Annotated in this window: 15 protein-coding genes; 7 read left to right on the top strand and 8 right to left on the bottom strand. The window is 69.3% G+C overall.

What is annotated here, in order from left to right; translation table 11 throughout:
- Positions 1-147 precede the first annotated feature (147 nt).
- Together BLS95_RS57300 and BLS95_RS47295 are read right to left on the bottom strand one after the other, a co-directional pair.
- The gene (locus tag BLS95_RS57300) at positions 148-579 is read right to left on the bottom strand and encodes a DDE-type integrase/transposase/recombinase (protein WP_281250124.1); all 432 of its coding nucleotides are present in this window, start codon (positions 577-579) and stop codon (positions 148-150) included.
- A gap of 131 nt (positions 580-710) precedes the next feature.
- A complete protein-coding gene (locus BLS95_RS47295; protein WP_245765718.1) occupies positions 711-1601 on the bottom strand; it encodes an aminoglycoside phosphotransferase family protein in 891 nt (296 codons plus the stop codon).
- Between the two features lie 462 nt (positions 1602-2063).
- On the opposite strand from BLS95_RS47295, the gene BLS95_RS47290 reads away from it, so the two are divergent.
- Positions 2064-2507, top strand: a complete 444-nt coding sequence (locus BLS95_RS47290; RefSeq protein WP_143044201.1) for a hypothetical protein — start codon at positions 2064-2066, stop codon at positions 2505-2507.
- A gap of 10 nt (positions 2508-2517) precedes the next feature.
- Here the strand turns inward: BLS95_RS47290 and BLS95_RS47285 are convergent, their stop codons facing one another.
- A complete protein-coding gene (locus BLS95_RS47285) occupies positions 2518-3315 on the bottom strand; it encodes an MBL fold metallo-hydrolase (protein WP_090946172.1) in 798 nt (265 codons plus the stop codon).
- A gap of 48 nt (positions 3316-3363) precedes the next feature.
- Between BLS95_RS47285 and BLS95_RS47280 the strand changes: the two genes are divergently transcribed.
- The 3 genes from BLS95_RS47280 (at position 3364) to BLS95_RS47270 (ending at position 8541) form a co-directional block, all read left to right on the top strand.
- Positions 3364-3783 carry a MerR family transcriptional regulator gene (locus BLS95_RS47280; protein WP_090946171.1) on the top strand — a complete coding sequence of 140 codons (420 nt, stop codon included), beginning with the start codon at positions 3364-3366 and terminating at the stop codon, positions 3781-3783.
- Between the two features lie 209 nt (positions 3784-3992).
- Positions 3993-7496: a serine/threonine-protein kinase gene (locus BLS95_RS47275; protein ID WP_176993773.1), complete on the top strand. Its 3504-nt coding sequence runs from the start codon at positions 3993-3995 to the stop codon at positions 7494-7496.
- Between the two features lie 19 nt (positions 7497-7515).
- Positions 7516-8541, top strand: a complete 1026-nt coding sequence (locus BLS95_RS47270) for a hypothetical protein (RefSeq protein WP_090946169.1) — start codon at positions 7516-7518, stop codon at positions 8539-8541.
- Here BLS95_RS47270 and BLS95_RS47265 read toward each other — a convergent pair.
- The 3 genes from BLS95_RS47265 to BLS95_RS47255 all read right to left on the bottom strand — a co-directional run bounded on the left by BLS95_RS47265 (position 8538) and on the right by BLS95_RS47255 (position 12705).
- Complete coding sequence (locus BLS95_RS47265; protein ID WP_143044200.1) at positions 8538-11177, bottom strand: COG1470 family protein; 2640 nt, start codon at positions 11175-11177, stop codon at positions 8538-8540. The genes BLS95_RS47270 and BLS95_RS47265 overlap by 4 nt on opposite strands.
- An 80-nt stretch (positions 11178-11257) precedes the next feature.
- Positions 11258-12160: a prolipoprotein diacylglyceryl transferase gene (gene lgt, locus BLS95_RS47260; protein ID WP_090946167.1), complete on the bottom strand. Its 903-nt coding sequence runs from the start codon at positions 12158-12160 to the stop codon at positions 11258-11260.
- Between the two features lie 59 nt (positions 12161-12219).
- Entirely contained in the window at positions 12220-12705 is a 486-nt protein-coding gene (locus BLS95_RS47255) for a SecDF P1 head subdomain-containing protein (protein WP_143044199.1), read from the bottom strand.
- Between the two features lie 380 nt (positions 12706-13085).
- Here BLS95_RS47255 and BLS95_RS47250 point away from each other — a divergent pair, with 380 nt between their 5' ends.
- Positions 13086-14477, top strand: a complete 1392-nt coding sequence (locus tag BLS95_RS47250) for an MDR family MFS transporter (protein ID WP_218136332.1) — start codon at positions 13086-13088, stop codon at positions 14475-14477.
- A gap of 51 nt (positions 14478-14528) precedes the next feature.
- Here BLS95_RS47250 and BLS95_RS47245 read toward each other — a convergent pair whose 3' ends face one another.
- Both BLS95_RS47245 and BLS95_RS47240 read right to left on the bottom strand, forming a co-directional pair.
- Entirely contained in the window at positions 14529-15269 is a 741-nt protein-coding gene (locus BLS95_RS47245; RefSeq protein ID WP_090946165.1) for an isocitrate lyase/PEP mutase family protein, read from the bottom strand.
- A 149-nt stretch (positions 15270-15418) separates the two neighbouring features.
- Positions 15419-16504, bottom strand: coding sequence for an LLM class flavin-dependent oxidoreductase (locus BLS95_RS47240; protein ID WP_090946164.1), 1086 nt, complete (start codon positions 16502-16504; stop codon positions 15419-15421).
- Positions 16505-16762: 258 nt separating this feature from the next.
- On the opposite strand from BLS95_RS47240, the gene BLS95_RS47235 reads away from it, so the two are divergent.
- Together BLS95_RS47235 and BLS95_RS47230 are read left to right on the top strand one after the other, a co-directional pair.
- The gene (locus BLS95_RS47235; RefSeq protein WP_090946163.1) at positions 16763-17002 is read left to right on the top strand and encodes a hypothetical protein; all 240 of its coding nucleotides are present in this window, start codon (positions 16763-16765) and stop codon (positions 17000-17002) included.
- Positions 17003-17299: 297 nt separating this feature from the next.
- The gene (locus BLS95_RS47230; protein WP_176993772.1) at positions 17300-18337 is read left to right on the top strand and encodes a serine hydrolase domain-containing protein; all 1038 of its coding nucleotides are present in this window, start codon (positions 17300-17302) and stop codon (positions 18335-18337) included.
- The last annotated feature ends 7 nt before the right edge of the window (positions 18338-18344 follow it).

Here is an 18344-nt window from a genome sequence, read left to right as displayed (position 1 = left end):
TGGTGTCGTGATCGCGAGGATCTTGGCGCTGTTCTTGGAGCATGGCCCTGACGTCTTACGCAGACCGAATGTCTCCGTATAGAGCAGCACATTCATCCTCAACTGGAGTGTCCGGGACCACTTGCTCGTCGCCCTCGACGTCCACCCTCACGTCGCCATGCAGATCCACCGCCACTCGCAGATCGCGGTGACCATGAACATCCACAGGAAGTGTCCTCGGAGGAGACGCGTAAGGCACCCAAGCGCCTGGGAGGCCATCTGGAACGATAGAAAGCGCAGCATTGGAGCTAAGGCGCCGAGCCGGGCGGCGGCCCGCTTCAGGGCGACGTCGACGAAGGCCGAGCCGTTGTCGACATAGATCGACTCGGGAACGCCGCGGGCGGCCAGGGCCGGGCGCAGGGCCGCAGCCAGCCGGACGCTGTCTTCGAAGTAGCCCCACCGGTGGCCGACCACGGCTGGGCTATGATCGCCGATGAAGGCGAACAAGTACGCTTTGCGGCCGGCCATCTTGGGGCCGTGCAGCTCGTCGCCGGTCCAGATCTCATTCGGCCGGTCGGCCTCGAACCGCTTTGCAGGCAGGAAGCCAGGAGTTCGAATCTCCTAGGCTCCGCAGCAGGTCTAAGGCCACTCCCCGTGATCGGGAAGTGGTCTTTTCGATCTTGTGCAGCTGCAGAGTACAGCTACGGCTCCGCCTTCCCCCGAAGTCTGGTTTAGCCGATGAGGGCCTCGGTGATCTGACGGGTGGTCTGCGCGGCGACCCTCGGGTTGATGGCGGCATAGGTGGTGTAGGCGTTCAGACCGGTGGCAAGGGCCCAGCCGCGACCCCGGGTCCAGGTGGCGTCGTCTACATCGAGTGCGGCGCGGAAGGCGGCCCGGCTGTCGGCCGACATCAGGGTGAAGGCGATGGTCAGGTCACAGGCCGGATCGCCGATGCCGAGCCCGCCGAAGTCGATGACCGCGCTGAGACGGCCGTCGACGGTCAGCAGGTTGCCGGTGTGGAAGTCGCCGTGGAACCAGACCGGAGGGCGATCCCATCCGGGGGCGGTCAGGGCCGCGTTCCACAGTTCGGTCATGGCAGTGGTGTCGAATACGTCGCCGACCTCTGCGATGGCGGCCAGCGTCGCGCGATCCCGGTCGGCCAACGGTTGGTCGGCGAGGTCCTCGCGGGCCTGCATGGCCTGAACGTCCTCGGACCTGAACTGCTGTAGGGCGGCCAGGAACTCCGCCAGTTGGACGGCGGCCGCGGACGAGTCGGCCAGTGCCTCGACGGTCGCCACTTCGCCGTCCAGCCAGCGGGACACCGCCCACCGCCACGGATAGCCGAAGTCGGGCTCACCCACTCCCACCGGTACCGGGATGGCCAGGGGCAGTCGCGGGGCGAGCCGGGGCAGCCACTCAAGTTCCTTCTCGGCCTGTCCGATGGCACCGGCGTGGCGGGGCAGCCGGACGGACAGCTGTTCACCCAGCCGGTAGATCACATGGTCCGAGCCGGCCGGATCGAGCAGCTCCAGAGGCAACGCGGCCCACTGTGGGAACTGCGTATCGACCAGCCTCCTAACCAATGCGGCGTTGATCGTGGGGCGGGTGTCCGCGGTTCTCACGGTTGCCAAGAGCGACTCCTGCGATCGGCCCGCGCCGTGTGGCGGGCGGCTGGACTATCACAGTGCACTGTGACTATCACAGTGCACTGTGGCTTGCCTGTCGACCGGATTTCCCCCGGCCGGACTGGCTGGCCACCAAAGGCCACTTCCATGGGAAGCGGCCTTTGGTGGTGCATGGAGGCTTAGAAACCGAGGTGCTGCCCCAAGTGTTCAAGCGCCTTGCGTGTCTCCTCTGAGGAGAGAGGCCGGTCTCCTGCCAGTCGTCTCCCGTTGCTTCCCGGACGGTGTCACGTACCCGATGACGGGTGCGGAAGGCCGTCGTGACGATCTCGGGGAAGGGCAGTCCGGTGTCGGATGTGTCCTTCCTCAGAGCGGGAAGTGGCTCTTTCGCAGCTGCGACTGTACGGCTACACGCTCGGCCGGGGTGGCACAGCGGCGGACCGGTCCACGATCATGGTGTGCGTGGCGATGCTTCGGTTGCTGGCGATCGGCCTACTCGGCGGTGTCGTTGCGGTGCCGTTCTTGTGGGTGCAACGTGGCGACGGTTTCGAGTACGCGCGGTTCGCGGCGCTGATGGCTCTGGACCTGGGCCAGTTGGTGACGGTGCCCGTCGAGTTGGGGATTGGTTTTGTGCTTGCCGTTATGGGCTTGTGGACGCGTACTCCTGGCTATGTCCTGGGTGTGGTCACGGCCGTGTTCGGGGTGTTCGTCGCCGGCCAGGCCTGGCCCACGATGAGGTGGGTCGACGGGCGTCCTTCCGGGTTTGGCGATCCAGATGGCGAGTTCGTCATGGTGGTGCTGGCCTTGGCTTCCGGTGTGGTCACGACGCTCGTCGGCTTCTCCATCGTCCTGTTTCGATGGTCTGGCTATGACCCTTCAGAGCGGCAGACGCCGGGCCCGACGTAGGCGCCAGGGGTCAACGGTAGCGGTTCAGCTCCCACGGGTCGTGAGCGCTGATGAGCGAGACCTCATCGCCGTGGTCGCGAACCAGTTCGCGCAGCCGGGCCTGGGTGCCGAGCCGGAGGTCGCGGTGGACTTCCGAGCTGGTCTGCACGATGTCGAGAATGGGGTGCGGATGCGGATCTTGGTCGAGTTCCCGGTGGTAGTAGTAGGCGTCACCGCAGTGCAGGAGCCAGCGGTCCCCTTCGCGTACGGCGACTCCGGTGTGGCCGGCGGTATGGCCGCCGAGGGGGACCAGGCGGATCTCCGGCGGCAGGCCCTTCGGCTGGACGGAGGTGAACCCGAACCACTCCTCGCCCCGCTCGGGGGCGTAGGGAACCCACTTCGGGCCATGTGCCCAGTGGGCGGGGCGGTAGCGGAAGCTGGGCGCCTCGGTGGTCGCCGCTTCGAGTTCGGCGGCGAGGACATGGACCTGGGCAGCTGGAAAGTCGGGCAGGCCACCGCAATGGTCTACGTCGAGGTGGGTCACGATGATGTGGCGTACGTCGTCGGGTGAGTGTCCCAACGAGGCGACCTGGCGCACGGCGGTCTCCTCCTCGGCCAGTACGGGCTGAGCCATCTCGACCCAGTCGGAACCGAGGGTGTCGCCCGGGTTGCGGACGTCGTCGAGGCCGAGGCCGGTTTCGATGAGGACCAGGCCGTCAGAGTCGGTCTCGATCAACAGGCAGTGATTGACGGCGTGCGCGGGAGCGGGGCCGTCGTAGGTGGCCTCGATCTGCCGTACGGATCCGCAGTTGAGGTGATGGATGTTCATGGCGGATAGTCTGTGACTTGAAGCGCGGTTCAAGTCAAGGAGGACACGGTGGCCGAGTCGCTGCTGGACATCGCCGAAGTGGCCGAGCGTTCGGGACTGGCGCCTTCGGCGCTGCGGTTCTATGAGAACAGGGGTCTCATCGCCTCGGCGGGGCGCAACGGCCTGCGGCGCACCTACCGGCCCGAGGTTCTCGATCGCCTCGCACTCATCGCCTGCGCCCGCGGCGCCGGGTTCACGATCGCCGAGATCGCCAGGTTTCTCCTGGCCACCCCCGACGACACCAAGCTGCGTGCCCACATGGCGGAGAAGGCGCGGGCACTGGAGGAAGACATCGCCCGGCTCACTCGGATGCGCGACGGTCTCCGCCATGCCTCGACGTGCATGCACGAACCGCTCGTCGAGTGCCCCGACTTCAAGCACTCATTCAGAAGGTCGGCGGCACTCACCGAGCCATCCCCTGGTCGCTAATACGCGCGAAGCCGTAACGGCGTGCTGCATGCGACGGACGCCGGTTCAGCCCGTCAGAGCGCTGCGGCTCGCCGGCCGGCGCCGCCCGCACGCCAGAATCACCACTCTCATGGGGCCTTCACCTTGCAGAGGTGGCCTGGCGGGTTCTTGGCAAAGGATGGTGGCGGGCTCACTATCGATGTCGGGTGTCGAGGCGTGTGGAGGTCTCGGTGGGGTACTCGGCATCGCCGGCGGGGGAGATCCGGCAGTTCGGTGGCTATTGGCTGGGCAGGCGGCTCGGCGCGGGCGGGCAGGGCGTCGTCTATGAGGCGTACGGCGCCTCGGGGGAACGGGTGGCGATCAAACTGCTCCGGCTGGATCGCGCGGACAGCTCCGATGCGCGTGCCCGGTTCGCCAAGGAGGTCGCCGCGGCCGAGCGGGTGGCGGGTTTCTGCACCGCCCGGGTGATCGCGGCCGATCTCGGCGCCGCCGAGCCGTACATCGTCAGCGAGTACGTCGACGGTCCCAGTCTGCACCGGGCGATCGCCGAGCGCGGTCCCTACAGTCCGGCGGAGCTGCACCGCCTCGCCACCGGGATCGCGACCGCGCTCACCGCCATCCACATGGCCGAGGTCGTGCACCGCGACCTGAAGCCGGAGAACGTCGTGCTGGGCTCCGACGGCCCCAGAGTGATCGACTTCGGGATCGCCCGGTTCGACGGGGCCACGCTCACCGACGAGGGGCTGTGGCCGGCGGGCACCCCGGCGTACATGTCCCCCGAGCGGCTGCGCGGCGAACCGGCCGAGTACGCGGCCGACATCTGGTCCTGGGGCGCCGTGCTGCTGTTCGCGGCGACCGGCCGGCCGCCGTTCCTGGCGGAGACGGCGCAGGCGATCTACCACCTTGTGCTGACCCGCCCGCCGGACTTTTCCGCGCTGGACGGGATGATCCGGTATCTGGTCGAGGCGGCGATGCGGCCCGACCCGGCCGAGCGGCCGACGGCCAAGTCGCTGCTGCTGAGCCTGGTCGGCGGCAAGGGTGAGACCCGGTTACTGCTCAGCCAGGGCAGCCGGGCGGCCCGGCGGATGCCCCGGCCGGAGGTGGCCCGCGCGCCGGCCGACCGGCCGCTGGGAGAGGTGGCCGAGAACGTCTACACCCGACTGGACCCCGCCGACCGGGAGGTCGTGCCCGCCGTCGTGCTGCGCATGGTGCTGCCAGGCGACGGCGCCGACGGCGCACTGCGCCGGGCGTACACCGGGGACCTGCTGGACGGCACCCTGGACTCCGCGCGGGTCCGGCGGGTGATCGACGGCTTCGCCGGCGAGGACCTGCTGCTCAGCGACGGCGAGATGGTGACGCTGGCCAGCGCGGCGTTGCTACGCGCCTGGCCGCGGCTGCGGGGCTGGATCGACGCCGACCGGCCGGGCCTGCGCCTGCACAGCATGCTGAGCGAGACGGCCCGGATGTGGGAGGCGGCCGGACGTCATCCCGCCGACCTGTACCGGGGCACCGCGCTACGCGCCGCGCAGGACTGGGTCGCGAGCGAGCCGCGGCTGCGGGTGAACCAGCTCGAACGGCGTTTCCTGACCGAGTCGGCGGTACATGAGCGCCACGGGGAACGGCGTCGCCGGCGGGTCAAGGCGGCGCTGGCCGCCCTGACGGCGCTGAGCGTCGCCACGACGCTGGTCCTGATCCAGCGGGGCATGACCGAGAACGGGCAGCGTGAACTGGCCGCCGCCCGGAAGGCGGCCGAGACGGCCGATCTGCTCCGCGCGCGGGATCCGGTCAAGGCGTTGCTGCTGAGCGTGGCGGCCTGGCGGCTGGCCCCCGCCGAACCCGCCGCCGCCGGGGCGCTCTACAGTTCGCTGGCGCAGCGGGAGTCGCACGTGCTGGTCCCGCCCGCCGGCCCCGGCGAGGCGCACTTCGACCTCAGCGCGGACGGTACGACCCTGGTCCTGGTACGCGGCGGGGACGTGTCGCGCTGGGACGTGCAGGGCGGGCACCGGCTGCCCGGCCCGGCGTTCAACGTGGGCGAGGAGATCACGGCGATCGCGCTGAGCCCGGACGAGACGACGCTGGCCGTCGCAGGAAGGCGTTCGGTCCGGCTCTGGGACCTGCGGACCGGCAGGGCGATCGGCGCGGGGTTCGGCTCCGGCGGCGCCGGGCACCTGGCCTTCAACGCCGGCGGCAACGTGCTGGTCGCCTTGGACTCCCTGGACGGCGGGCAGACCTGGGACCTGACCGGCCTTCCCGACACGGCGCCCCGGCCGCTGTGGGGGAGCGCGGACCCCGGCCTGCGGACCATCGCCGTCTCACCCGACGGCTCCTCGGCGACCATGGTGTACGAGAACAGGCCGTACCAGATCGTGGACCGGGGCAACGCCCCGCTCCCGCGGCCCGGCGGAGCGCGGCCGGTCGCGGGCGACATCGCCGCCTACTCGCCCGACGGCCTGACACTCGCCGTGGGCACCCGCGACGCCGTCCGGCTGTGGGACCTCACCACCGCCACCTGGGCCGGGCCGGCCTTCGAGGGCGGCACGGCGCACGCCGTCGCGCTCAGCCCGCGCGGCGACCACGTGGCCACCCTCGACGACACGGGCATCACGTTGTGGCGCCGCGACGGCACCCGGCTGCTGACCTGGCCCGCCCGTGAAGCCGTCGGCGAGCCTCGCTTCGACGCCTCGGCCCGTACCCTGAGCTACCGCCACAGCGACGGAACCGTGACCCGGCTCGACATCGCGGCGCTCACCTCCGCCCGGCCGATCGTGCGGCGGGCCGAGAGCGGCGCGATCGACGAGCAGGCCCGCATCGCGTTCGTGCAGGGCAGCACCGTCACGCTCGCCGGGCCGCGCGCGCCGCCGCGGCGGCTGGACGTCCGAGGCGGCGGGCGGGTGGCGGCGTTCAGCCCGGACGGCGCCTTGCTGGCGATGACCGGAGCGGACCCGGCCAGGGTGACCATCTGGGACGTCGCCACCGGTACGGCGAAGCGGACGCTCACCCTGCGCCGGCCCCTGGAGGCCATCAGCCTGGCCTTCAGCCCTGACGGCGGGACGCTGGCCGTCTCCCCGCACAGCGGCGGCCAGGGCGAGCGGCTGCGGCTGTGGAATCTGCGCCGCGGCGGGACCTCGGTGGAGACGCTCGACCTGCGGGGCGGCCCGCGCATGGCGTTCAGCCGGGACGGCCGCCTCCTGGCGGTCAACGGCACCGACCACAACGGCGTCGCGGAGCTGACCAGCCCGCGCGGATACCGGCACCAACTGTTCGGCAGCGGAGGCGACGGCGGCCGGCCCCTCGCCATCGACCCCGCCGGCCGGTTCATCGCCGCCGGCGGTCCCGGCGCCGGCGTCGACCTGTGGGACGCGGCCGGTTTCGCCCGGCTGCGGACCCTGCGGGTGGACGACGAACATGAGCAGCTCTCCCTGGCCGCCTTCACCCCCGACGGCGGGCTCCTGGCCGCGGCGGGGGCCAGCGGCCGGATCTGGTTGTGGCGCCCGGCCGGAGAGCGTCCGCTGGGAGCCCCGGTCCCGCTGCACGCCGGGAAGGTGCTCGCCCTCGCCTTCACCGCCGACGGCCGTACGCTGCGCAGCCTGGGCGCCGACGGCGTGCTGAACAGCCTGCCCGTGGATCCGGCGCTGGCCGCGGCCGACATCTGCCGCCGCATCGGCGCGGCGACCCTCACCGAGGAGGAATGGACGCGAATCCTCCCCGGGGTGAACCACCGAGAGATCTGTTGAGCCGGAAGGGAGAACCACCATGTCCCATTCGCCGAACGACACGGCATCCTCGCCGACCGAACCGATCATCCAGGAGATCGACGTTGTGCCTTCGGTCGTCGTACTCGGCGGCCAGAGTGTCAAGGTCGAGTTCCACGTGTACCTGACCGAGCCCGGGGTCGTCCGGGGCAGATTACTGGAACCCGACGGCCAGGGGGCGGACCTGGAGCTGGAACCACGCGATGACTCCGACGGCGCCACCGACGATTCGGCGTGGTCCGCCGTACGGGTGTTCCGGCCCGATGCCCCCACCGGGCGGTGGCGGCTGGTGGTCGAGCTGGGCGACGAGCAGGTGGAGCAGGAGTTCCAGGTTCGCTGGGACCGGCTGCGGGTGCCGGTCCGGATCACCACCAACCTGTCCAGCGGCGGCATCGAACTGGGCGACGCGATCGAGGTGACCGGGACGATCGAGCGGGAGGAGAAAGGCGTCTGGGAGCCGTTCGGCCATCAGGTCGTCTCTTTCGCCTACCTGACGTTCGCCCGGGGCGACTCCTACACGCTCGACCAGGTCGATGCCGATGAGAACGGGCATTTCTCGGCGCTGGTCGAGCCGATCGCCAGCGGGCTGCTCTGGGCCGAACTGGAGCTGACCACCGAGCCCGGCCCCGGCACCCGGAGCGTCGCCGCGCACATCACCGTCAACGACCCTGGCGTCGGCGGGGAGAAGGCCTACTACAACGGACGCACGTTCAAGTGGCCGGGGGACGGCTGGCTGCGGCACGGAGTGAACATCCACCTCCGCGCGGATGGCAGCGACGTCCGGCGTGAGGCCACCGGGCGGATCGCCATCTATCACTCACGGGGCAGCGCCAAGCCCGGGCAGGGCGATCCCGGCGTGTCCGCACGGGTCCGCGGCAGCCAGGACGGGAAGGGCGGGGACACCGGCGGGGGCCGTTACAGCGTGCAGACCCGCCGTCCGGCACGCGGCCGTTGGTGGCGGGTCGTCTACTACGACGCCGACAACCGCCGGCGAAACCCGAGCGGCTGGCTGAAGGACACCACCTAACGTTCGGGTGCGGGACCGTGCAGCGCCGGATCGATCGTGAAGCTCATCCCGCCGACCACCAGCCCGTCGATCAGGGTTCGCAGGCGGATGACCACGTTCGATCCGGCCGCCGCCACATCACCGGCCGTGAAGTTCCCGCCAGGGCGCACGACAAGGGTGACCTCCCGGCCGGCACGGGCCGCCACGCGGAAGGTCGCGCCGCCGGCCAGGGTGACGTTCCAGCCGCGCCGGCGCAGGAAATCAGGCAACCCTGCCTGGACGGTGATGTCCGAGGCACGCGGATAGGGATTGTGCACCCGCAGGCGCCGGCCCTGGAGGCTCTGCGTGAGGCCGGTCGCGCCGCCTCCGCCGGCGACGGGCGCGATGGCCCGCTGGGCGATGTTGTTGTCGAACGGCACGATCCGGTAGAGCGGGGTCGGCCCCTTAGCGGACGCCAGCGAGGTGCTCGGGTCGTCGTTGGCCCGATCGCCCGGGGCGCTCACGCTCATCAGCAGGCAGTCGTGCCCGGTCGTGACGGGGGTCCAGGAGAACGGGCCGACGATCATGCTGTGACCTGGACCTATCGGGCCGGGAACGGTAATTGACGGCGTGCCCATCGGCTTCCAGTCGTCGGGCCAGACGAGCCCGGCGGAGGCCCCGCAGTGGAACCCGCGGACCGTGACGTTCCTCGCGTCCCCGGTTCCGCGGTTCCCGACCCGCACGTAGGCGTGGTTCACGGCGTTGACTCTGGGCGTCTGATGGGCACTTCCGCCGTCGGCGGCCAGCCGGTTCCAGACGTCGGTGCTCTCCCAGAAGTCGCCCTGGTACGCGTACTCGCCCTGCCGGCCGTCGTCGATGTAGACATCGACCTCGCGGGGCACCCCAGGGTTGTCGTCCGGCAGGGGCGTGCCGGGCGCCTTGTAAAGGCCCCGCTGTTCGAAGCTCCAGCGTACGACCTTGCGGAGCGCGCCGGGCAGGCCGTCATAGCCGGGCGGCGTCGCGTCGGCCAGCATCATGGCCTTGGCGTAGGCATTGGCCTTGGAAGCGGACGTGTACTTCGCGGTCTCCAGCGAGGCGATGCCGCCGATGATCAGATAGGCGGCGTACCGGGATGCCCACGTCTGGACGCGCACGTCCGTGGATGCGCCGCCGATCGACAGGTAGAGGCCGAAGACGGTCGCGGAGAGGATCTGCTCATTGCTGTACTCGGAGTCGCCGTCCTGGAGACCGTCCCAGGCCCACCCGTCCGCGACCTGCCGGCTCGTCCCGCCGTGGTGGCGATCCCTCCCCGTCCAGGGGAAGGTGTGGTACCGGTCCGGCGCCTTGGAGCCCGGGTCGTTCAGCACCGCCGCGAGCGCGTCGCCGGGACTGTGGGCGAAACTCAGGTTCGCCGCCTGCACGGCGTCCCACAGCAGCGCGTGGCAGAACTCGTGCGTGACGACGCGGGCGTCGTTCGCCAGGCTGACCCCGGTGTTCGCCGACCGGCCGAAGACGAGCTTCTTCAACCCGGTCATGTCGTCGTTGCCCAGGGCGTACGCGTTGTCGAGGTCATTGAGGGCGCAATGATCGACCGGAACGGAGACGTTCGAGCGGATCGTCCCGTCGAACAGCTTGCCGAGGTCGAAACCCAGGTCCTGGACCAGGCGGAACAGCCGGTCGACGTGGTGGTAGGCATTGACGGCGGCGAATGGCCGGCTGTCGACGGGATACTTGAAGACACCGGTGGTCGTGGACGGCGGCGGGTCGTGCGGCGGCTCACTGTCGACGATCCGTACGAGATCGCCGCTGAGGGTCTGCGGATCGGCGGGCTTGAGACCCAGGAGGTCCTCGAACGTGCAGCGGGCGTCAAGCTCGTCGACCAGCCCTTTCAGCCGTCCGCCCGTGGTCACCGGGTCCCGGGGGTAGACGAACCCCTGCACCGCGGCGAGCGCGGCCCGCAGGTACAGCACCCCTCCGGTCTCCACCTCGACGAACGCCCGCCAATGCACGTCCCCGGCACCCGGGACGGGCCAGGTGAACAGCACCTCGCGGACGACGTAGTGCCGGCCCGCCACGATATCGCCGGACACCTCGGGCAACGGCAGGACCGGCTCGGTCTCGGGATCGAAGCGGGCGGCCGGATGGTACCGGTAGACGAGCAGACGGCTTGCGTTGATCTCCGGCAGGCGGTCCGCCGCCTGCGGGCCTGCGCGCAGGCCGAGCAGCCAGGCGAGATCCTTTGCCGGGAACGTCGGCAGATAGGTCGCGTGGTCGTCCGGGGCCTGGATATCCACGTCGAGGTGGACACTGCTCTGCGAGCCGACCACCCGTAACGGGTCCGGAAGGAGCGACACGCTCAGACCGGCCTCCCAGATGGGCAGCGACAGAGCCGTTTGCACGAAAGCGACGATCGTGGCCTGGGTGAGGGATTTCTCTTCGGCGAAGCGAAGCCTGGTCGGTTCCTGGACGGGCCTGCCTCCCACGGGCGCCCAGAGGCCGGTGAGCATCGAGCCGGGAATGTGGTAGATGTGCGCCACGTCATCCACATACCGGGCCGCGACGCGACGCGGGTCGGGCTCGTCGGATCCCGGGTAAGGCCGCTCCAGATGCTCCAGCCCGCGTACGATTCCGCGCTCGTCGTATTCCACTTCAACGTCGAGGTCCAGCTCGAAAGGCACGTTGTCCACCAACTTCCGCAAGCATGCTGGTGATGGCTACCGTTCACACAGCAACTTGACCGCCGACCGGTGGCGTGACGCTATATGCCTTTTACACCGTTTCCTGTAGTCGCCGAGTTCGAATGTGCTGGATCGGCGGCCTGCTTGTGCGAGGCCGACACCACGATCTCCTCGGTGTCCTTGTTACGGGTCACCCAGAGGTAGACCAGCGCGCCGACGAACAGCACGATCGAGGTCCACTGGTTGATCCGCAGGTCCAGGAACGTCACCGCGTGGTCCACCCCGCCGACCGGGTCGATCCGCAGTCCCTCGATCCAGAACCGCCCCAGGGTGTAGCCGGCGACATAGAGGGCGAACAGGCGGCCGTGGCGGAGCGTGAACCGCCTGCCGGCCAGGATCAGTCCGAAACCGAGCGCCGCGTCCCACAGCGACTCGTACAGGAATGCCGGGTGGTAGAGCACGCCCGGCTCGCCTCCGTGCGCCTGGTCGATCTCCAGGCCCCACGGCAACGTGGTCGGACTGCCGTACAGCTCCTGGTTGAACCAGTTGCCCCAGCGGGCGATCGCCTGCCCGAACGCGATGCCGGGCGCGACCGTGTCGGCTACGGCGCCGAGGGACAGTCCCCGGCGGCGGCAGGCCAGCCACACGCCGACGCCTCCCAGAGCGACCGCGCCCCAGATGCTGAGCCCGCCTTCCCAGATGAACAGCGCCTGATAGGGCTCCTTGATCGCGCGCGGGCCGAAATAGGTCTGCCAGTCGATGATGACGTGGTAAAGGCGGGCGCCGATCAGGCCGAAGATCACCGCGGGAACCGCGATGTCGCTGATCGTGCCTTTCTCGCCGCCCCGGGCACGCCAGCGGCGGTCGCTGAGCCAGGCGCCGACGAGAATTCCGAGAATGAAGCACAATGCGTAGGCCCGGATCGGGATGAATCCGAGATGCCAGACCCCCTCGGAAGGGCTGGGAATTAAGGCAAGGGGCATGCCGGTGACGGTAGCGGATGCGAGCTTGCTTTGACATCGCCGCGACCAAAGACCCGGGGCTATGAATCCGGACGTCCGCCTATGCGGTGGGCCAGTTCCGTCGCTTTTTGCTGGGTGACAGTGCCGCCGATCTCGAATTGGTCACCTTTGACCGGCCCGAGGTACATCACGGTGGACAGCACCTGGTCCCCCATGACGATCGCCAGTTGATTGCGCGGGGGAGTGTGCGAGTACACCTCGGCGGTCAGGCCCCTGTACGTGGCCGCGTCCGCCTCGTTCAGGCGTACCCGTACCACCCATTCCTGCCTGCCGGCCGGCAATTCGGCCTCGGCCTCAACCACCTGCCGCACCGTCATTCCGTCGGCCAGTTGGTAACACGTCCTCCCGTCGGCGGCGGCCAGTGCGCCATTCGCGCACGGCGGCGCGCTCGCCTCCAGCACCGGCCGCAATTCGAGCGAGCCCTCGCGCTCCCCCTGCATGACGAAGGCGACCACCACGGTCACGAGCAGCGCGAGGAGCAGGACGGAGCCCGCCACCACTGCCACGATGACCCACTTCGCGGGGACGCGCTGCGGCGTGGGTGGCGGTTGCCGCGGATGGTAGGGAGAGGCCATTCCGGCTCCGGAAGATCGAGAACGGGTCCGCAGAATAGCATCCGACGTCCTGGGTTTTCTGGAAGACGCCGTGCCCGTCGGCCGGTGAAATCCAGGTGACATCTCACATCATTTGCCGCAGTGTTGGGCTCGACCGATGAGTCTTGGTGGTGACGCCAGTCAGTATGTGCATGACGATGACTGAGACCCCAGGCTGCGACGCCGGCTCTGAGAACGTTGTGCCCGACAACCCCGATCGAGGTACCGTGGCCAGCCCGCAGCTAGACCTAACCGCCAAGACACCGGACGCCGCTTCCGGTCGTACCCCGGTCGTGATCCGGCTGTTGGTACTCGCCACGTTCGTGGTCATCCTGAACGAGACGATCATGATCAATGCGATCCCGCGGCTGATGAGCGCGTTGCACATCACCGAGCAGACCGCGCAGTGGCTTTCGACCGCCTTCATGCTGACGATGGCCGCGGTCATCCCGATCACCGGGTGGTTCCTGCAGCGGGTGACCACCCGCCGCGCCTACGCCACAGCGATGGGTCTGTTCCTGCTGGGCACGGCGTTGGCGATCGTGGCGCCGTCGTTCGAGGTGCTGCTGGGCGCCCGCATCATCCAGGCGGGCGGGACGGCCGTGATGATGCCGCTGCTGATGACCACGCTCATGCAGGTGGTGCCGGCGGCCAACCGGGGCCGGGTGATGGGCAACGTCACCCTGGCCATCTCGGTCGCGCCCGCCATGGGTCCGACGATCTCGGGGGTGATCCTCCAGTTCGGGTCGTGGCGGCTGCTGTTCGCCGTGGTGCTGCCCATCGCCGGCCTGATCGCGTGGCGCGGTCTCAAGCAGCTCAAGAACATCGGCGAGCCCGAGTTCAGTACGATCGACTGGTTCAGTGTGGTGACCGCGGCGGCCGGGTTCGGTGGCCTGGTCTATGGGCTCAGCCGGTTCGAGGGCAGTGACATCCGGGTCGCCGTCGCCATCGTGGTGGCCGGACTGGTGACCATTGCGGTCTTCGTCGTCCGCCAGCTGTCGTTGCAGAAGCGCGGGGTGCCGCTGGTGGACCTGCGTACCTTGCGCCACCGTACGTACACGGTCGCGTTGATCCTGATGTCGGTGGCCGTCATGGCGATGCTCGGCTCGATGGTGTTGCTGCCGCTGTACCTGCAGAACGTTCGCGAGCTCAGCCCGCTGCAGACCGGGCTCCTGGTGATGCCGGGTGGTCTGGCGATGGGGTTGCTGGGTCCGGTCGTCGGCCGGCTGTTCGACCAGTTCGGCGGCCGGGTGCTGGTCATTCCCGGCGCGATCGGGATTATGCTGGCGTTGGCCGGGTTCACCCAGGTTTCGATGAGCATGCCGTACTGGCAGGTCCTTGGCCTGCACGCGCTGCTGATGGTGGGTCTGGCCGCCACCTTCACTCCGGTGTTCACCCTCGGTCTCGGTGCGTTGCCCTCCCGGCTCTACCCTCACGGCAGCTCGATCCTCAGTACGTTGCAGCAGGTCGCCTCGGCCATCGGCACCGCGCTCGTGATCACCGTGATGGGCGTGCGGGCCGATGCCCTGGCATCCGCAGGAGCCGACCCGGTGCTCGCCGGTCTCGACGGCATGCGGCTGGCCTTCATCGTCGGCGCGGTGCTGTCCGTGGCCGTGGTCGTCGCCGCCCTGCTCCTCCCGGCCCGGGCGGACAACGCCGGCCAGCACCAGGGCGCCGGACATTGAAGCCGAGGTGATGATGGTGGAGCGCGGGGCGATGACGGCCCAGCTCGTGCGTCAGGAGGCGTAGGGGTCCTGGCCCGACCGGATTCGGCCGGCCATGGACTTGAGGGCCTCCAGAGCCGTCAGGTAGGTCATCGGGCCGAACGAGATCCGGGCCACGCCGAGCGCAGCCAGCCTGCTCACCTCCATGCCAGGCAGGAAGGTGACGTTGACCGGCCCGGGGATGGCCTTGACGAGCTCCGCGACCACCTCCTCCGAGGGCGCCATGATGGGGAACACGCAGTCGGCGCCGGCCTCCAGATAGCGCCGGCCGCGTTCCGCGACCTCCTCCACCGAGGGGGAGCCGGTGAAGTACAGGTCGATCCGGGCGTTGATCACCAGGTCGGGGCTCGCCGCCCGGAGCGCCGCGATGCGGGCGGCCTGGGTGTCCACGTCGAGCGGCCCGCCCGTACGGTGGTCGGTCTCCTCGAAGTTGAAGCCGGCCGCGCCGATGGCGGTGAGCCGCTCGACGAGCTCTCCGGCGGGCAGGCCGTATCCGGCCTCGGCGTCCACGGTCACCGGTACGTCCGTCGCACGGATGATCTTCGCCGCGATGTCCAGCATCTCCTCGACGGGCGCCCCCTCGTGGTCGGCGTACCCCAGCATGGCGGAGATGGACGCACTGGCGGTCGCCAGGGCGGGGTAGCCCGCCTCGGCCACGATGGTGGCGGAGGCCACGTCCCACACGTTCGGCAGGATCAGCGGGTCGCCGGGCTTGTGCAGGTCGCGGAGCAGAGCAGTGCGGGTGTTCGTCATCAGGGCATTCCTCGTCGTCCGAGTTGGTCGCGTCAGAGGCACGACGAGAAACGGGCCCCATTCGTGACGGGACCACGATGTGATGACCGCCACAGCGGCCGGAGCCCCTGTGCGTCATACGGGTCGCGCTCCCCGACGCGCCAGGGACTTCACCCCTTGGCCGCGCCACCGGCGTCGCCGGGCCGTGTGGAGTGAAAGTCACCGGCCAGCTTTGCGAGGTCGGCCATTTCCGTCGGCGGATCGATCACCGGGTGAACGACGATCTCGTTGATCCCGGCCTGTTCCAGGGCGGCGATGCGGGTGAGGAGGTCGTCTCGCGTTCCGACCAGGGTGAGCGCGTCGATCAGCGGCGGGAGGATCAGGTCCCGGTCTTCCGGGGCGATGCGGCCAAGGTAATTGGGGTAGAGCGCGATGTGCCGGTCCGGTGCGACGGTCGTGGTGCCCCGCCGGTCAAGGAGGCGCCGTACCGCGTCGCGTTCCTCAGTGCCGAGCCCCTCGGCGAAGGCGGGGGATTCGGCGGCGAAGGTCAGCAGCGACATGACGATGTGACCCGTCGCGTCGCGCACTGCGTCGCCGTAGCGGTCCTCGTCCTCGTCGATCAGGTGCAGCGCGGTCATGACGTAGGACTCGACGTCGTTAGGCGTGTTCGCGGCCTGTCGGCGGGCGTGGTCGAGCGCGTGCCAGGCGGTCGGGTTCAGGAGGCCGAAGGAGATGATGCCGGTGCCGCGGCGGCCGGCGACGGCGGCGGCCTTCAGGCCGGTCGCGGCCACCAGGAACTCGATGGAATCGACCGTGTTCGCGTGCCGTCCGGTATGCAGGAGCCGGATGTCGCGGACCAGGTCACCTTCGCGGTATTCGACGGTACGCCCGGCACACAGATCCTGCAGCGCCGCGGTGAACGTCTCGAGTTCGGCTATCGTGCTCGGCCGCTGCCCCAGGGTGCGGCGCGCGGTGTTCCCCGTGCCGACGCCGCAGATGATCCTGCCCGGCGCCAGCGCGTTGAGGCTGGCTAACCCGCTCGCCGCCGCCGGTGTCGACCGCAACGCCGGTGACGTCACGCCGATCCCGAGCTTGATGCGGCTGGTGACCTTCGCGCACAGGGCCAGTGCCACGAACGGATCGCCGTGCAGCATCGGCGTGTCGTAGACCCAGAAGCTGCTGAATCCCAGCTCTTCGGCCCGCATGGCAAGTTCTTCCACCCCGGGTTGTGCCGTGACCACGATGCCTGTACGCATGACGCCTCCTCTGTTCACTGCCGGAGATATCGATACCCTCCTGCTACGTACTTGGAGCAGCTTTTCGCGACCTTCCGCCTTCGGGATGGAGAACGCGGTCGGCCGATGCACGCGCGCCCGACGTACTCCGGACGATTACCGGTGGTATTCGGGGTCGCGGCGCTCGGAGTTCAGGGCGAAACCAGCGACGATTTCCGGGCGTGCCGGAGGGGCGGAGTCTGATCGGCGGGGACCGCTTTTAGAGTCGGGCTGGTTCTTGTGGCGGTCGCGGGCCTGGTGCTCGGCGACGTCTGGCTCTGGGTGGCCGTCGAATGCTTGCCGCCGGCCTATGCGGAGGTCGTTGATCTGTGCCTCACGGTGAAGTCCTTCCGCACCGCGCCGCCACAGCGGACGGCCGGGTGGGACCAGGTCAACGAGGTGCCGATCGTCAGCCGCAGCGGCCGGCTCACCGTGCCGTGGATGGGCGAGGGCGGAGAGGTGGTCAAGCTGAAGCCGTGAGCGGTGGCGGGCGGGACGCGTACGTACTGTTAAGAAAGAGATATGCGGTAGGAAAAAGAATTCCGGTGTTCGTTTGTGGCTTCAGCGAACGGAAGCGAACCCCCGGAAGAATCAGTCCGCCGGGCGGGGCTTCGAGGGAACTCGCCCGATTCGGACTTTTGGGGGGAGAATATGGCCAAGTTCCCTAATATTGCATGGCTTCTTGCGGTCGGTGCCGCGCTGGTTGGTGGGGTAATGCCTATGGGCACTCCTGCCACCGCCGCATCCGCGACTCAGCATTCCGATCCGCTCGCCACCGTGTCGGCGCCACGGGGCGATCGGACCGCCGCGGCGATGCTGGCGTACCTGCGGGACCTGGCCCGCAAGAAGCAGTTCACCGGCTCGGTGCTGGTCGTACGGCGTGGGGAGGTGCTGCTGCGTGGCGCTGCCGGGGCCGCCGACGAGGAGAGGGGCATTCCCAACCGGTCGGACACGGTCTACCGCCTCGCCTCGGTCACCAAGCAGTTCACCTCGATGATGATGCTGAAGCTGCGCGACCGCGGGCTGCTCGGCATCGACGACCCGATCTGCCGGTATCTCGTCCCGCTATACGTCGATACCTGCCCGACCGGGTGGCGACCCGTCACGATCCGCCAGATCCTCACGCACACCTCCGGCATCGTCAACATCCAGGAGCTGCCGGACTTCTATGCCGAGCTCTCGCGACCGACCACGACCCGGGCGCTCATCCAGCGGTTCGTGGACGAGCCACTGGACTTCAAGCCCGGCACCAGCTGGAAGTACAGCAACGGCGGCTACGTCCTGGCCGGGGCGATCATCCAGGCGGTGGCCCGCAAGCCGTACGGCACCGTGCTGCATGAGGAGATCACCGGCCCGCTGAACCTCCAGCACACCGGCTACAGCAGGGGAAATCCGCCCGCGGGGTACGCGAGGGGCCACTACACGGTCGGAAATCCAGCCCCGCCCATCAACGGGTCCCAGGCGTTCTCCGCGACCGGCATCTACTCCACCGTCGACGACATCGCCCGCTGGGACCGGGCGTTCGGCGCGGCCGAGGTCGCGCCGCCCGCCACCGTCAAGCAGGCGTTCACGCCACAGGCCCCGTGCCCCTCCAGCGGCTGCCTCCACCTGCCGTCCACCGCGTACGCCTTCGGCTGGGCCGTCGACCGGCTCGACGGGCACCGGCTCCGCTACCACCACGGACTGCTCCAGGGCTACGCGGCGATGAACATGTACCTGCCCGATGACGACATCGTGGTGGTCGTGCTCAGCAACGTGCAGGACACCGACACCTACGCCATCGGTCGTCGGCTCGTCACGATGGCCCTCGAGTAATCGAACG

The sequence above is a fragment of the Nonomuraea jiangxiensis genome, assembly GCF_900099965.1.
GTDB lineage: Bacteria > Actinomycetota > Actinomycetes > Streptosporangiales > Streptosporangiaceae > Nonomuraea > Nonomuraea jiangxiensis.
This window is presented reverse-complemented; position numbering and strand designations above follow the sequence as displayed.

What these genes read in the sequence shown, in the direction of transcription:
- lgt (WP_090946167.1), bottom strand. Translation starts at nt 12,160, where the DNA reads ATGCCCCTTGCCTTAATTCCCAGCCCTTCCGAGGGGGTCTGGCATCTC.
- BLS95_RS47285 (WP_090946172.1), bottom strand. Translation starts at nt 3,315, where the DNA reads ATGAACATCCATCACCTCAACTGCGGATCCGTACGGCAGATCGAGGCC.
- BLS95_RS47270 (WP_090946169.1), top strand. Translation starts at nt 7,516, where the DNA reads ATGTCCCATTCGCCGAACGACACGGCATCCTCGCCGACCGAACCGATC.
- BLS95_RS47245 (WP_090946165.1), bottom strand. Translation starts at nt 15,269, where the DNA reads ATGACGAACACCCGCACTGCTCTGCTCCGCGACCTGCACAAGCCCGGC.
- BLS95_RS47240 (WP_090946164.1), bottom strand. Translation starts at nt 16,504, where the DNA reads ATGCGTACAGGCATCGTGGTCACGGCACAACCCGGGGTGGAAGAACTT.